The 13,591-nt window shown below is 38.8% G+C and carries 14 protein-coding genes; 7 read left to right on the top strand and 7 right to left on the bottom strand.

The annotated features are described in order from the left end of the window. Positions 1-63: 63 nt before the first annotated feature. The 3 genes from BMZ55_RS00345 to BMZ55_RS00335 all read right to left on the bottom strand — a co-directional run bounded on the left by BMZ55_RS00345 (position 64) and on the right by BMZ55_RS00335 (position 3,735). Positions 64-1,047: a pyruvate dehydrogenase complex E1 component subunit beta gene (locus BMZ55_RS00345; protein WP_089817669.1), complete on the bottom strand. Its 984-nt coding sequence runs from the start codon at positions 1,045-1,047 to the stop codon at positions 64-66. A gap of 208 nt (positions 1,048-1,255) precedes the next feature. Next, positions 1,256-1,675, bottom strand: a complete 420-nt coding sequence (locus tag BMZ55_RS00340) for a DUF2147 domain-containing protein (RefSeq protein ID WP_089817667.1) — start codon at positions 1,673-1,675, stop codon at positions 1,256-1,258. A gap of 134 nt (positions 1,676-1,809) precedes the next feature. Further along, positions 1,810-3,735: an LTA synthase family protein gene (locus BMZ55_RS00335; RefSeq protein WP_089817665.1), complete on the bottom strand. Its 1,926-nt coding sequence runs from the start codon at positions 3,733-3,735 to the stop codon at positions 1,810-1,812. Between the two features lie 111 nt (positions 3,736-3,846). Between BMZ55_RS00335 and BMZ55_RS00330 the strand changes: the two genes are divergently transcribed. The 4 genes from BMZ55_RS00330 (at position 3,847) to BMZ55_RS00315 (ending at position 6,546) form a co-directional block, all read left to right on the top strand. After that, the gene (locus BMZ55_RS00330) at positions 3,847-4,560 is read left to right on the top strand and encodes a CDP-alcohol phosphatidyltransferase family protein (RefSeq protein WP_089817663.1); all 714 of its coding nucleotides are present in this window, start codon (positions 3,847-3,849) and stop codon (positions 4,558-4,560) included. 95 nt (positions 4,561-4,655) lie between these two features. Next, positions 4,656-5,420 carry a 3'-5' exonuclease gene (locus tag BMZ55_RS00325; protein WP_089817660.1) on the top strand — a complete coding sequence of 255 codons (765 nt, stop codon included), beginning with the start codon at positions 4,656-4,658 and terminating at the stop codon, positions 5,418-5,420. A 27-nt stretch (positions 5,421-5,447) separates the two neighbouring features. Continuing rightward, entirely contained in the window at positions 5,448-6,053 is a 606-nt protein-coding gene (locus BMZ55_RS00320; protein ID WP_089817658.1) for a fumarylacetoacetate hydrolase family protein, read from the top strand. 58 nt (positions 6,054-6,111) lie between these two features. Further along, positions 6,112-6,546 carry a universal stress protein gene (locus BMZ55_RS00315; protein WP_089817656.1) on the top strand — a complete coding sequence of 145 codons (435 nt, stop codon included), beginning with the start codon at positions 6,112-6,114 and terminating at the stop codon, positions 6,544-6,546. A 77-nt stretch (positions 6,547-6,623) separates the two neighbouring features. Here the strand turns inward: BMZ55_RS00315 and BMZ55_RS00310 are convergent, their stop codons facing one another. Next, positions 6,624-6,857 (bottom strand): hypothetical protein, encoded by a 234-nt coding sequence (locus BMZ55_RS00310; RefSeq protein ID WP_089817654.1) that lies wholly within the window; start codon positions 6,855-6,857, stop codon positions 6,624-6,626. A 42-nt stretch (positions 6,858-6,899) separates the two neighbouring features. Here BMZ55_RS00310 and BMZ55_RS00305 point away from each other — a divergent pair, with 42 nt between their 5' ends. Genes BMZ55_RS00305 through BMZ55_RS00295 form a run of 3 tightly spaced genes read left to right on the top strand, consistent with a single transcriptional unit; the run spans position 6,900 to position 9,060 of the window. Then, a complete protein-coding gene (locus BMZ55_RS00305; RefSeq protein ID WP_089817652.1) occupies positions 6,900-7,805 on the top strand; it encodes a DUF6427 family protein in 906 nt (301 codons plus the stop codon). Position 7,806: 1 nt separating this feature from the next. After that, the gene (locus BMZ55_RS00300; RefSeq protein ID WP_089817649.1) at positions 7,807-8,391 is read left to right on the top strand and encodes a DUF3109 family protein; all 585 of its coding nucleotides are present in this window, start codon (positions 7,807-7,809) and stop codon (positions 8,389-8,391) included. A gap of 24 nt (positions 8,392-8,415) precedes the next feature. After that, positions 8,416-9,060, top strand: a complete 645-nt coding sequence (locus tag BMZ55_RS00295; RefSeq protein ID WP_089817647.1) for an MgtC/SapB family protein — start codon at positions 8,416-8,418, stop codon at positions 9,058-9,060. A gap of 66 nt (positions 9,061-9,126) precedes the next feature. On the opposite strand, the gene BMZ55_RS00290 is transcribed toward BMZ55_RS00295, so the two are convergent. The 3 genes from BMZ55_RS00290 to BMZ55_RS00280 form a co-directional block, all read right to left on the bottom strand. Then, a complete protein-coding gene (locus BMZ55_RS00290) occupies positions 9,127-10,461 on the bottom strand; it encodes a trigger factor (protein WP_089817645.1) in 1,335 nt (444 codons plus the stop codon). A gap of 101 nt (positions 10,462-10,562) precedes the next feature. After that, the gene (locus BMZ55_RS00285) at positions 10,563-11,126 is read right to left on the bottom strand and encodes a hypothetical protein (RefSeq protein WP_089817643.1); all 564 of its coding nucleotides are present in this window, start codon (positions 11,124-11,126) and stop codon (positions 10,563-10,565) included. Between the two features lie 9 nt (positions 11,127-11,135). After that, positions 11,136-13,499 carry a TonB-dependent receptor gene (locus BMZ55_RS00280; protein WP_233701853.1) on the bottom strand — a complete coding sequence of 788 codons (2,364 nt, stop codon included), beginning with the start codon at positions 13,497-13,499 and terminating at the stop codon, positions 11,136-11,138. Positions 13,500-13,591: the final 92 nt, after the last annotated feature.

The following is a 13,591-nucleotide window of genomic DNA, read 5'->3' as shown; positions in this document are numbered from 1 at the left end:
GATTATCTGCTTTCTTGCAGTACTTAGCAATAAAAAAAACTCCCTTGCAGGAGTTTGAATTTTTTAAGCTTTAATGTAAAGCGCATTTTTGATTTCTTCTTTGACCTTTTCCAGTTTGGGGAACCATTCCGCGAACAGCGGTGCCGAATACGGCGCTGGCGCATCTGGTGTGGTAATTCTTTTGATTGGAGCATCCAGATAATCGAAAGCTTTTTGCTGAACCATATAAGTAAGTTCTGTCGCGATAGAACCTAAAGGCCACGCCTCTTCCAAAACCACCATGCGGTTGGTTTTCTTTACAGATTCCAAAACGGTGTCATAATCAATCGGGCGAACAGTTCGAAGATCGATAACTTCTACAGAAATTCCTTCTTTTGCTAAATCTTCAGCAGCCTGAATCGCCAGTTTCATAATTTTTCCAAAGGAAACCAAAGTCACGTCGGTACCTTCACGCTTGATATCTGCTTTTCCGATTGGGATATAATATTCTTCTTCAGGAATTTCCATTTTATCACCATACATCTGCTCAGATTCCATGAAAATTACAGGATCGTTATCCTGAATTGCTGTTTTTAATAAACCTTTTGCATCATAAGGATTAGACGGAACAACCACTTTTAAACCAGGAACATTTGCGAACCAGGATTCCAAAGCCTGAGAGTGCGTTGCGCCCAACTGACCTGCAGAAGCTGTAGGTCCACGGAAAACAATTGGGCAGTTCCACTGGCCACCGGACATTTGTCGGATTTTCGCGGCATTATTGATAATCTGATCAATTCCAACCAAAGAAAAGTTGAAAGTCATGTATTCCACGATTGGTCGGTTTCCGTTCATTGCAGAACCGATGGCGATTCCGGTGAAACCAAGCTCTGCGATTGGTGTATCGATTACTCTTTTCGGTCCGAATTCGTCCAACATTCCTTTAGAGGCTTTATACGCGCCATTGTATTCGGCAACTTCTTCCCCCATCAGATAAATGGTGTCATCTTTTCGCATTTCTTCGCTCATTGCCTGCGCAATAACTTCTCTAAAAGTATATTCCTTCATAATATGTTGAAAAATTAAAGTACAAAAGTAAAGATTTTTCCGCAAAGTTCCTTCATTGCACAAATGATAAAAAGCAACTCTTGCGAATTGCTTTTTTAATTTTATAAATATTTTTTCGGCCTTATTTAGCCATCTTTTTCGGTTTTAAATTTCTCCTGTAAAACCCTTGTTTCCATTTTGGAAAAAAAAGGTTCAGACAACCCGGAATTTATTTTACCGCGTGCCAGGTTTGTGTTCTGCCGATGAGCGAGAAACCTACATAACCTCTAACATTCAGTTTATCGCCTTGTCTGGAGATATTACATTTGTAAGTTTTTCCGGTTTTCGGGTCGGTAATTGTTCCGCCAGTAAATTCGCCGCCCACTTTTTTCATATCACGGATCACTTCCATGCCTAAAATTGGTTTGTTTTTTCGGTCGTCGCTACAGTCAACACAGTTTGGGTTTGCCGGTTTGATTAAAAGTTGGGTAACTTTTCCGTAATATTTACCGTTGGATTTTTTGGTAATTTCCACGATAGATTTAGCCTGGCCGGTTTCATCATCGATTGTTTTCCATTTTCCTTCAATTTGTGCATACGAAAGTGTTGCGAAAAATAAGGCTACAAAAGCAAAAACTATTTTTTTCATTTTAAATTTTTTTTAATTGTTGATTGGATAAATGTAATTAAAAAAAGTTAAACACCAAATAATTAATTATTCATATCATAATTTCTTAGCAGAATCAGCAAATTTTTAAAATTAAACACTCATTTAATTTTATCTTATTTCAGTTTCCGGTTAATCACGCGGTTCATATAATCCTGATACCAAGCTTTGGTCAGCAAAATTCCTTTTTTCATTTCCGGATTTAATGGCTTTTTAATCAGATTATTTTTCAAACCTTTATCATCAATAGCATAAATTCCGGTAACTTCTTCACCATTAAAAAGGTAAATATAATTCCCGATAATCATCTGTTCGTTGATGGAATCGGAATTTACAATCAAATAATCTTCTTTTTTCTCCGAAACCAAACTTCGTCCCCAGCTGCGGATTTTTTTGTTGTAGCCCATTAAGTCTACCAATGTCGGATAAATGTCCATTTGCTGCGTTGGCTCGGTAATTTCGCCCTGCAAATTGTATTTTGGATTTGGCGAATAAAACATGATGGGAATAGCAAAACGATTCATGGCCTTTTCGTATTCGGGATAACCGACCTGATTCGTGTGATCGGCCACAAAAACGAAAATGGTATTTTGATACCACGGCATTTTTTTGGCGGTTTCAAAGAACTTTTTTAAAGCAAAATCGGTGTAGCCAATTGGTTCGTGAATTTCCAGCGGACCTTTTTTAAATTTCCCTACATATTTTGTCGGAACTTTAAACGGATGATGCGAGGAAACCGAAAATAAAGTGGCAAAAAAGGGCGATTTTTTCTGGTTTAAAGTCTGCGCAAAAAACTGAAAAAAGGGCTCGTCCCAAATTCCCCACATTCCATCAAACTCCTGATCATTATTAAATTCCGTTTTTCCGTAATAATGCTTGAAACCCAAAATATTTCCGAAACCTAAAAATCCCATCGAACCGTTCGGCGCACCATGAAAAAACGAAGTATCATAACCCATTTCGTTCGCGACAGAAACCACCGATTGAATTTTCTGGTTTGAAAAAGGCGAACTCGTAAAAGCATCTTTCAAGCTCGGAATTCCCGCCAATACGGAACTCATACCGTGAATAGACTGCCGGCCGTTTGCAAAAGCATTCGTCGCAATTAAACTTTGCGTCGCTAAACTGTCAAAAAAAGGCGTGTACGACTCGAAATTTTTAATTCCGGAATTTTTGTTAAAAGCACCGGAATATTCTTTACCAAAACTTTCTAAAATGAAAATCACCACGTTGGGTTTCGGTTCCACATTTTCGCGCGGATAAAACTTGTAAGGCATTATGTTTTCTTCGATGAACTTTTCATCAACAAAATGAACTTCTTTGAAATTATTCGTCGTCAGCGTGCGGAAAAAAGAAAAAACGCTGTTCAATACGACATTTGCCTGCACGGGTTTGGTGACGTGCCTGTTTGCATCAACCAGATTAATCGGCCGTGTGGAATGTCTAAAATCACCGCGGATCCCACCAACGACAAGCAACGCCGCTACACAAAGCGTAAGAATTGAGAACAGAAAGTACGGAACCAGTTTTTTCGGCCTTATTTCGGCAATTTTTACTCTTTTATAAAAGTAAATCCACAAAGACATCAAAACCACGAACCAGATAATCACAAAAGGATGTTCAGCCAGCGAAGTGAGAAAGATTTTGCCGACATTATTTTCATTCTGTGCCACTTTAAAAGCTGCACTGGTGAGCCGCGCCTGCGAAAATTTGTAATAAATAAAATCACCGAAATTTAAGCTGTACGCAATTCCGTTGGTGATGAAATAAAGGTAAAAAAGAAATTTTTGGTAAGGTTTCCGGCTATTTATAAGAATCGGAATTAAACTTAAAAGAATAAAAAGCGAATTCACGTACAAAATCGCCGTGGTATCAAAGGCAAAACCGCGGTACGCGATATTCAGATATTCCGAAAAACTGTCAACAGGAATCAGATTTTTATTGAAAAACCAAAACAGCAGACGCGCAATCTGGTAAAATACAAAAGCCAAAAAAATTCGGTATAAAAGGGCTAAAATTTCCTGTTTTCTAATTTCTTTCATTAATTATCTGAAAAATATGGTGCAAATTTACATTATTTTCGCATCTTAACGTCATGTGCGAAAGCGCCGAAAAGCACAGAAAAAATCAATAAAATCCTTACTTTTGCAGCTATGAGTTTTATAAAAAACAATTTTGCCAACATGCTGACTTTGGGAAATCTCATGTCGGGCAGCATTGGCGTCATTCACTTGATTAGCGGCAATTACAAAATAACGGCGCTTTGCATTATCATTTCTTTAGTTCTGGATTTTTTCGACGGGCTTGTTGCGCGCGCTTTGAAAGCCAATTCGTCGCTTGGCGTGCAGCTGGATTCGCTTGCGGACATGGTGAGTTTTGGCGTGCTACCTGGCGTCACAATGTTTAAAGCTCTGGAACCGTTTGGCAACCAGTTTTTAGGTTTTGATTTGCCTTTTAACCTGCAATATATCGGGCTTTTTATCACTTTATTTTCCTGTTTGCGCCTGGCGATTTTCAATCTGGATGATGAGCAAACCTATTATTTTAAAGGTTTAAATACGCCATCAAATACCATTTTAATTTTCGGGCTTTATTATGCTTTTGTAGAAAACGGCGCGTTCCGAATATTTTTCGAAAGTCCGCTTTTGCTGATTATGATTACGCTGATATCGTCGCTGATTTTGGTGAGTCCGGTGAAAATGATCGCGATGAAATTTAAATCGATGCAGCTGAAAGACAATTACCCAAAAATTGCCCTTTTAGCCGGCGGAATTTTAATTCTTCTTTTATTTAAAATCCCGGGAATTCCGCTGGTCATTTTATATTATATTTTAATTTCGGTTGTTTTTCAGAGGCAGTTAAAGTAATTAGTTGTCAGTTGTCAGTAATCAGGATTTAAATTATATAACATTAAATTTTCAAATTTGTTCATTTTCAAATTACCACTTCAACACATCAAAAAATGAATTTAAAACTCCATAAACCACTTTGCGTTTTCGATCTGGAAACCACCGGAATTCAGGTTTCACGCGACCGCATCGTGGAAATTTCTATTTTAAAAGTTTATCCCGACGCATCTCGCGAATCGCGAACCTGGCGTGTAAATCCGGAAATGTTTATCCCGAAAGAATCTACGGGAGTTCACGGCATTACCGATGACGACGTGAAAGATTCACCAAAATTCCGTGAAATAGCCGGTAAAATTATAGACATGATTTCCGGTTGCGATTTGGGTGGTTTTAATTCAAACCGTTTTGATGTTCCGCTTTTGGCTGAAGAACTTTTGCGCGCAGGTGTGGATTTCGATTTAACCAAATTTAAGCTCGTCGATGCCCAAACCATTTTCCACAAAATGGAACCACGAAACTTAACCGCAGCTTATCAGTTTTATTGCCGAAAAAGCCTGGAAAATGCGCATTCTGCCGAAGCTGATGTTTTGGCAACTTTTGAAGTTCTCGATGCGCAGGTCGGTCATTATCCGGATTTACCGAAAGATATCGCGGGATTGAGCGAGTTTTCTTCGCATCATAAATTTGCAGATTTAGCGGGATTTGTCGCTTTTGACAAAGATGAAAAGGAAATTTTCACCTTCGGAAAATACAAAGGTCAGCGTGTGAAAGACGTTTTCCAGAAAGACTTGGGCTATTACGGCTGGATTCAAAATGCAGATTTCCCGCTTTACACCAAAAAAGTGCTGACCGGAATTCAGTTGAGAAGCAGATTTTAGCCACTAAAAACCATAAAAAAAATCAAAATGAAAATCATTTGTATCGGAAGAAATTACGCAGCGCACGCACAGGAATTAGGCAACGAAATCCCGGAAAGTCCCGTGATTTTTATGAAACCCGACACCGCAGTTTTGAAAGGGAACGACTTCTACATTCCGGAATTTTCCAGTGATGTTCACTACGAATTGGAAGTGGTTTTGAAAATTTCGAAAGGCGGAAAATATATTCAGGAAGAAAATGCCGGAAAATATTATGATGAAATCGGTTTGGGAATTGATTTTACGGCGCGCGATCTTCAGTCGGAATTAAAATCGAAAGGCTTGCCTTGGGAGCTGGCAAAAGGTTTTGATGGCAGTGCTGTTTTATCGGAGTTTTTTCCGAAAAAAGATTTCGACCTGAAAAACCTGAACTTTTCGCTGTTGAAAAATAAAGAAGAAGTGCAGAACGGAAATACTTCGCTGATGATATTTTCACCTGAAAAAATCATCGCTTTTGTGTCGAAATTTTTCACCTTGCGTGTGGGTGATTTAATTTTTACCGGCACACCAAAAGGCGTGAGTAAAGTTTCGGAAAATGATGAGCTGCAGGCATTCCTGGAAGATCAAAAGGTTTTTGACCTAAGAATTCAATAAAAATTCGGGGTTAAAGTAGCAGAAATTTTCGTAACTTTAAGCTACTAATAAAAAAATCATGATAAACATTATTTTACCAGTAGATTTTTCTGATGCGACCGACAAGTTGGTGGAAGGCGCCATGAAATTTGCGCGTGAGTTAAATGGGAGATTATGCCTGATTCACGTGGCGCCCGCAGACATCGGTTTTGCCATCGGAGACATGGGATTTCAGTATTTTCCCGAAGTGGAACAAAACGAAATTAAACAGGAACTGCGACAGCTGAACACTTTAGAGCAGCGCATAATTGCTCAGGGAATTGATTGTGAACATTTGCTGAAACAGGGCGTTTCCGGCGACACCATTTTGGAGTACGCAAAAGATAAAGCAGCTGCGTATATCGTCATGGGTTCGCACGGCAGAAGCAATATGTATGACGTTTTCGTGGGAAGTTTAACCAAAGAACTTACGCGAAGATCACACATTCCGGTGTTGGTTATTCCAATTCATTAATAGAAATCGACAAAAAATAAAAATCCCGAAATTAAAAAATTTCGGGATTTTCATCGTTAAAAAACGGGTATCAATTATTAATTCTCTTTGTTGTAAATTCTTGGGTCGTAATATGGATAATGACCTTCTGTAGGAGAAAAATATTCTTTGTCTTTGTTTCCGCCCAATACTTTAATCAGGACGTAGCACCAGTAAGTAAAAATGGCAACCGCAGCGAAAAATAAAATCCAGTTGAGAAGGTTCCCCGCGAATTCAAAAAGACCGAAAGACCATTTGAAAAACTCACTTATTAATAGAAATATAGACGTCATTATTTTCCTTTTTTAAATTAACTTTGCACAAATTTATAAAAAATGTTTCGATTACTTTCAAAAGAAAGCAATATTTTTTCGGTACCGGTTTATATTGGTGTCCTGCTTTTGATTGTAATCAGCTTTAACATTTTAAATTTCAATACTTTAGATGTAATTTCAGCAACGGTTACATTCGCGGGCGTGGCGCTGGGTTATTTCTGTTTTAACGCGATTGGGCTTACTTATCAAAGCCATTTGCCGCTGTTTTTATACACTTTTTTCGTTTTTGCTTTATATCCCGGAGATTTGGATATTGGGATTGCTGTTGCGCTGTTTACAAACTCCATCATTTTACTGATGCTTACCGCTGATGACCTTTCGGTGCGTAATAATTCTTACATTTTGGTCGGAGCTATATTGGCAATCAATTTCATTTTTCTGCCGACAACCTGGCCGATGTCTATTTTTGTGATTTTTCACATCATTGGAACGTCTGGTCAGATTGGTCTGCATATTTTCCGCTTGTTTTTCGGCTTTCTACTGATTGCAATCTGCTATTTTTCGGTGGCTTATTTTTTAAATTTAAATGGTTGGAACCCGGCTTATTTTCCGTTTACCGGATTTTCGCCCACCAGAAATTTCGATCATTTATTATGGTTGAGTCCGGTTGCAGTATTTATAATCCATTCAGTTGCTGACCATTTCCGTCATTTCAATAAAAAAAGCCCTACAAGCCGCTTTAAATATACGTTTTTACTGGTTTTTTCGGTAGCGCAGTTCATCACCATTTTTATGTACATGGGTAAAACGTACGAATATCTTTTGCTTCTAGCTTTACCCGCCTCAATTATTCTGAGCAGAATGCTGAGATTTTCCAAAAAATACTGGATGCAGGAAGCCGGACTTTGGACCGTCATTTTCTCGCTTCTGCTCTTTAAACTTTCATCTTATTTTAATTTCTTTTAACATGATTCAAATTGACGATAAATTAATTTCTGAAGATATTTTTTCTGAAGAATTTGTATGTAACTTAAGCAAATGCAAAGGCGCCTGCTGCGTAGAAGGCGACATCGGAGCTCCTTTAAATAAAGAAGAAACCGTGATTTTAGACCGGATTTTCGAGCAGGTAAAACCTTACTTGCGAAAAGAAGGCGTAGAAGCAATCAAAGCGCAGGGAACATGGGTAATCGATCCTAATGACGGCGATTACGTTACGCCTATGGTGGAAGGCCGCGAATGTGCCTATGTAATTTTTGATGACAAAGGCATTACCAAATGCGGCATTGAAAAAGCCTACGAAGACGGCGCCGTGGATTGGCAAAAACCGATTTCATGTCACCTCTACCCGATTCGCGTGGATGAATACCGAACTTTTACCGCGTTAAATTACCATAAATGGGACATTTGCAGTGACGCATGTACTTTGGGCCGAGAACTTCAAATTCCGATTTACAAATTCGTGAAAACACCGCTCATCCGGAAATATGGGGAAGAGTTTTACGAAACGCTTTGCGAAGCCGCTGACGAATGGAAAAAGGAGTACGGTTCCTAAAAAATTTCTATCTTTAAAATAAAAATGTCGGAGCACTTTGAACTTTTAGATGTTTACAAAGCTTTCTTTGCCTTGATCGCGGGACTTATCCTGGGTTTCGAGCGCGAAATGAAAGATAAATCAGCGGGTTTAAAGACGATCACCATTATTTGCCTCGGTTCCACCCTTTTTTCCATACTTTCCTATAAACTTGCGGGCACGGGAGATCCAACGCGGATTGCTTCCTATATCGTAAGTGGAATCGGTTTTCTGGGCGCCGGCGTAATTTTTAAAGAAGGTTTTAACGTTTATGGACTTACAACTGCCGGCGTAATCTGGATTGCCGCGGCGGTCGGAATGTCGATCGGGTTTGGGGAAATTTATATTGCTTTTACCTTTTTAATTTCTGCGCTGATTGTCATCTATGTTGCAAAACTATTAACCAATCGGTTTTTAGCGCATCATCACAATAAAATTTTAAAATTTAAAATTGCGACCAATCGAATTTTAGAAAAAAAAGAAATTATCGAAGACATTGATAAAATTTCGAAAGTGGGATATCAAATCGCACTCGAAAAAAAAGAGGATTATTTGGTCGTGAGTATGGAACTTCATATTACGACACAGCAACTGGAAAAGCTGGAAATGTATCTGATCAAAAATAAAAATATCGACTCATTCAGCTATTAATTTTCATTTTACAAAAAAAGTCGTCCCGATAAATCGGGACGGCTTTTTAATATTTAGAATCGAAGATTACTTCTTCACTTCTTCCAAAAATTCATCGTGAGAAATCACGGTTTCAACTTTCGAAGCTTTTTCCATAATTACATCTTTAAGTTTCGCCATTCCAACTTCCGCGGAAATCTGACGAACCTGCTCCTGATCTTTCAACATTTCAACAGCGTATTTCTGTACTTCTTCATCCGGCAAATGGTGAATTCCGTAAATCGCCAACTGGTTACGAACCAACTGTTCTGCCTGTGCTAAAACATCAGCATACTCCAGTTTAATATCGTTGTCAGTCATTAATTTTCCTTCTAAAATCTGGTATTTTAACTGATTTTTTTCAGCTTCCAGGATTTCTTTTGCCTGCTCTTCAGTTTTTACGTTTTCATTGCTGAAAACCAACCATTTCACCAAAAACTCTTCCGGAAGTTTCACTTCTTCTTTTTCGGTAATCTGCGCTAAAATTTGGTTTACGAAATGTACGTCTGCATTTTGCTGGAAATATTCGTCCAACTCAGTTTTCACTTTTTCTTTCAATTCTTCTTCAGATCTGATGGTTCCTTCACCATAAACTTTGTCGAATAACTCCTGGTTCAGTTCAGCCAACTTCAAACCGAAGAAATCTTTTACTTTAACTTCAATTTGGTCGTGGTGTAAATGCTCAACTTCTTCTTTAGAAAAACCTAATTCTTTTGCCAATTCTTCATTGCTTTCCAAATCTGCTTTAGAAACCTTTACAGAACCGTCCATTTTCAAATCTTTCACCAACTGGAACGCTTCTTTTTTAGTCGCATCAATGGTGATATTTTTTGGTGGATGATTATGTGCGCCTTCCGCATCTTCTTCAACAACCTGGCTAATTTCCAAAGAAACCGTAGTATCATCGCCGATTTCTTCCTGTGGAATTTGCTCAGCGAAACGTTTCTGCATGTTTTCAATGCTTTGTCCGATTTCTTTTTCAGAAGCTTCCACTTTATAATGTGGCGCTTCGTATTTCGCTAAATCTACGGTAAATTCCGGTTCGTAGCCCACTTCAAACTGTACCGAAAGCTGCTCTGCGTTCGGATTCAAATCGTCTACCGGCTGTGGCACTGGTTGACCTACCAATCTCAATTTATTGTCGTTCACGTAACTGTTCAGCGCTTCAGAAACCTGCTTGTTGATTTCCTCGAAAGCAATTCCGGCTTCATATTGTTTTCTCACCATGCTCAATGGTACTTTCCCTTTTCGGAATCCAGGAACCTGTGCATTTTTCGCGTAGTTGATCAATTGTTTCTCAACTTTATCTTTGTAGTCTGACTTATCTAAAGTAACTGTAAGTAACGCACTTACTTCGTCATGGTTGGTCGCTGTAACGTTCATTGTAATTTATTGAAAATTTAGGTTGCAAAAATAGTAATTTTTTTTTGATTATTTTTAAGGGACGTGAAAGTAGCACACCGAAAAATTTCCGGCTAAAACGGCTATTTTTCAGAAATTGTAAAAGTTGCCATTGCATCGGTTTCACCACCTACAGCGCTGCCGAAAACGCTTCCGTTTTTTTCTTCATTAACCGAAGTCGCATCGTGTATCAAGGTCAGCACCAATTGCGGATTGCTTCCCCTAACAGCATCTGTCACTTCCCATTTCGAGGTCAGTCCAACTCTTATACGGTCGCTTCTAACGGAACTTTCCTCGTCAATTCTGGTTAAATCCACCTCAGAATTCTGGAAGTTAAAAAGCAGAAAATGTTCGTCTTTCGCTTCAATAATGCTTTGCGTTTCATCTTCGTTTCCGTTTAAAAATATCGTGCTAACAGTGTAGATTTTTCCGTTTTCTAAATTAATGACGGGATTCGCCGGCGAATTCACGGTGTAATTATAGGTTTTCGTGATTCCCGTCGCGTCGTCTTTCACGTTCAAAATAATATTTGAAATATCTTCCTGCGACAGCACGTCTTCATCTTCGTCCGCGCGGCTGCAGCTGAAAAATATGCCGCTAAAAAGGCAAAAAATCAAAAAATTTCTAAGTATTATTAATCGTTTCATGTCGAAGTTTTAAAAGTTATATTTAATGTTGAAAATGACATTTCTGCCCATTTCGTACGAGAAATAGCGCATTCTATTCAGATAATCTTTGTAATGCAGGTTAAACAAATTGGTGACATTTACACCTGCTGAAAAGTTTTTGCTGAAGTCAAAACCGGTTTGCAAACCCCACAAAGTGTAGGTTGACGGCGGCGTGGAAAGATCCAGCCTTTTTTCCACCTGTTCGCCATTTTCGAAAATATTGATGGTCGGGTTAAAAACCGGAAATCTTTTCTGCTGAAGATAAGTTTGCTGCTGAACTTTAAAGTAGATATTGCGCCACTTTTCATTATTAAATTCCAGACTGTTTGCAAAATTCGTCGGAACCATAAGAATTAATGGCTGGTCATTCGTTTTATCCTTACCATTAACGTAGGAAAAATTACCGCGGTATTGCAGGAAATTATTCAGTTTCACCTCTGCATCTACATCCATTCCGAACATTTCAGCGTTGATTTGCTGATAAGACCAGACCGGAAAAACGCCGCGAATGGTGTTTTGGATTCCTGTCGGAACTTCGGTGATGAAGTTTTTGGTAACAAATAAATACGGATTTACATTTAAACTGAAATTCTCAAAAATAGGTGGTTTTAGCTCGAAATTTATATTGAACTGATGACCATCTTCGTTTTTCATTCCCAGATTTCCAACCTCGATAATCGCTGCAGAATGATGCAGACCATCAGCAAAAAGTTCCGCAATATTCGGTGTTCTGCTCACTTTTGCATAGTTCAGTTTTACACCAAAATGCTGCGAAGGCGTAAATTGCAAACCAGCGTTAAAAGACAGGTTTTTGTACACCAAATCAGGTTTAGTAAAAACCCGGTTTCCTTCGGTTTTCACGTAAAACTCTGAAAAATCTGCTGCGTACAAACTTTCCCAAACGCTCAGGTCATACCATTTTTTAACATTGAATTTAGTTACGTCGTAACGCAAACCCGCTTCCGCATTTAATTCCGGTGAAAACCTATATTTTAACACCGAATAAATTCCGCCCGCATATTGGTTGTAATTCGGTACCAAACGGCGTGCTTGTGTTTCCGGAGTTGAATAATTAAACTGATATTTCAGATCGATTCCACTTTCTAGGCTCCAGTTTTCGCGTTCGATTAAATCATTGATGTTGAATTGGTTTGTGAACAGTTCCAAATCCAGCGACGGAATTTGCGCCAGTTCGCCGCGCCGCACATCATATTCTTTCCGGTGATTGTACTGAAAATTATAATCAACCGAAATTTTACCGAGGTGATCAAACCTTTTAAAAGCAGAAATTTTCGCGATATGATGCTTCACCTCCTGTTTCGGATTTTCAATTTTATACGAAAATTCCCGCTGATAAATCGGTATTTTTGTTGTTATGGCTTTGTAAAAATCTTCTAGATTGCCGAGATCGGAACCGCGGTAAATGCCAATTTCCTGGTTCGTGGTGCTGTAATCGAAAGAAATTCCCTGCAAATAAGTGTTATTTTGCACCGTAAAACCAAAAGAATTATTCTGCAAACCGGTGTTCTGCAGGTAATAATCCGGCGCTTTCAGATCGCCAAGTTTTTTAAAACCACCAGCCGTTTTTATTGCCCAACCGTTTTTCCAGGTTTTCAAAATGTTTATTGCAAGTCCAAGTCCGCGCCCGTTTGAAATTCCGGAGAGATTTACACTGCCCTGAAGCGTATCTTTTCGTTTTAAAATTGCAGGTTCCAGCACCACAACACCGCCGATCGCGTCACTGCCATACTTCAGCGCAGCTGCACCTTTAATGACATCTACGTGTTCAAACTGGTTCACATCGATATTCGGCGCGTGTTCTACGCCCCATTCTTGTTCCGCCATTTTCACTCCGTTATTAATGATCGGCACGCGGCTCCCGTACAAGCCGTGAATAATAGGTTTTGCCACATTATTTCCGGATTTTAAAGCACCGACACCGGAAATTCCTGATAAAATATTTCCTAAATTTTCGGTGGAATTTCTTTCGATTTCGCTGCGGTCCAATGTTTTCACGATGATTGTACTGGCGTTTTTGTTCGCCGCGTGCAGCGTTATGGTTTCAATGTCCGCGATGTGATGTTCCAGCTGAACGGTGACCTCCAAATCCTTGTTTACCGAAATTTCTTTGCTAAAAGAATTACAGACCGGATGCGTGGCGAGCAAAGTGTAATTGCCTTTTTTAAGGGCTTTAAAGGCAAAATTTCCGTTTTCGTCGGAAAGTTGTGTGGATTTTCCGAGCGTAATTTCAGCGCCTTTTAACGGAACTTTGTCGTGAAAATCAATCACTTTTCCTTTGATGTTAAAAGTATTCTGCGCGTTTATGGTCAGCAATCCAAAAAAGATTGCCATGATATTTAAAGTAAATTTCATTTAAAATAACTGTGAAAATAAATAACTACAGAAATTTAAAAAACTGAAAATCAGCTTTTTAAAAATCGTTT

This window comes from Kaistella treverensis, assembly GCF_900114045.1.
In the GTDB taxonomy this organism is placed as follows: domain Bacteria; phylum Bacteroidota; class Bacteroidia; order Flavobacteriales; family Weeksellaceae; genus Kaistella; species Kaistella treverensis.
This window is presented reverse-complemented; position numbering and strand designations above follow the sequence as displayed.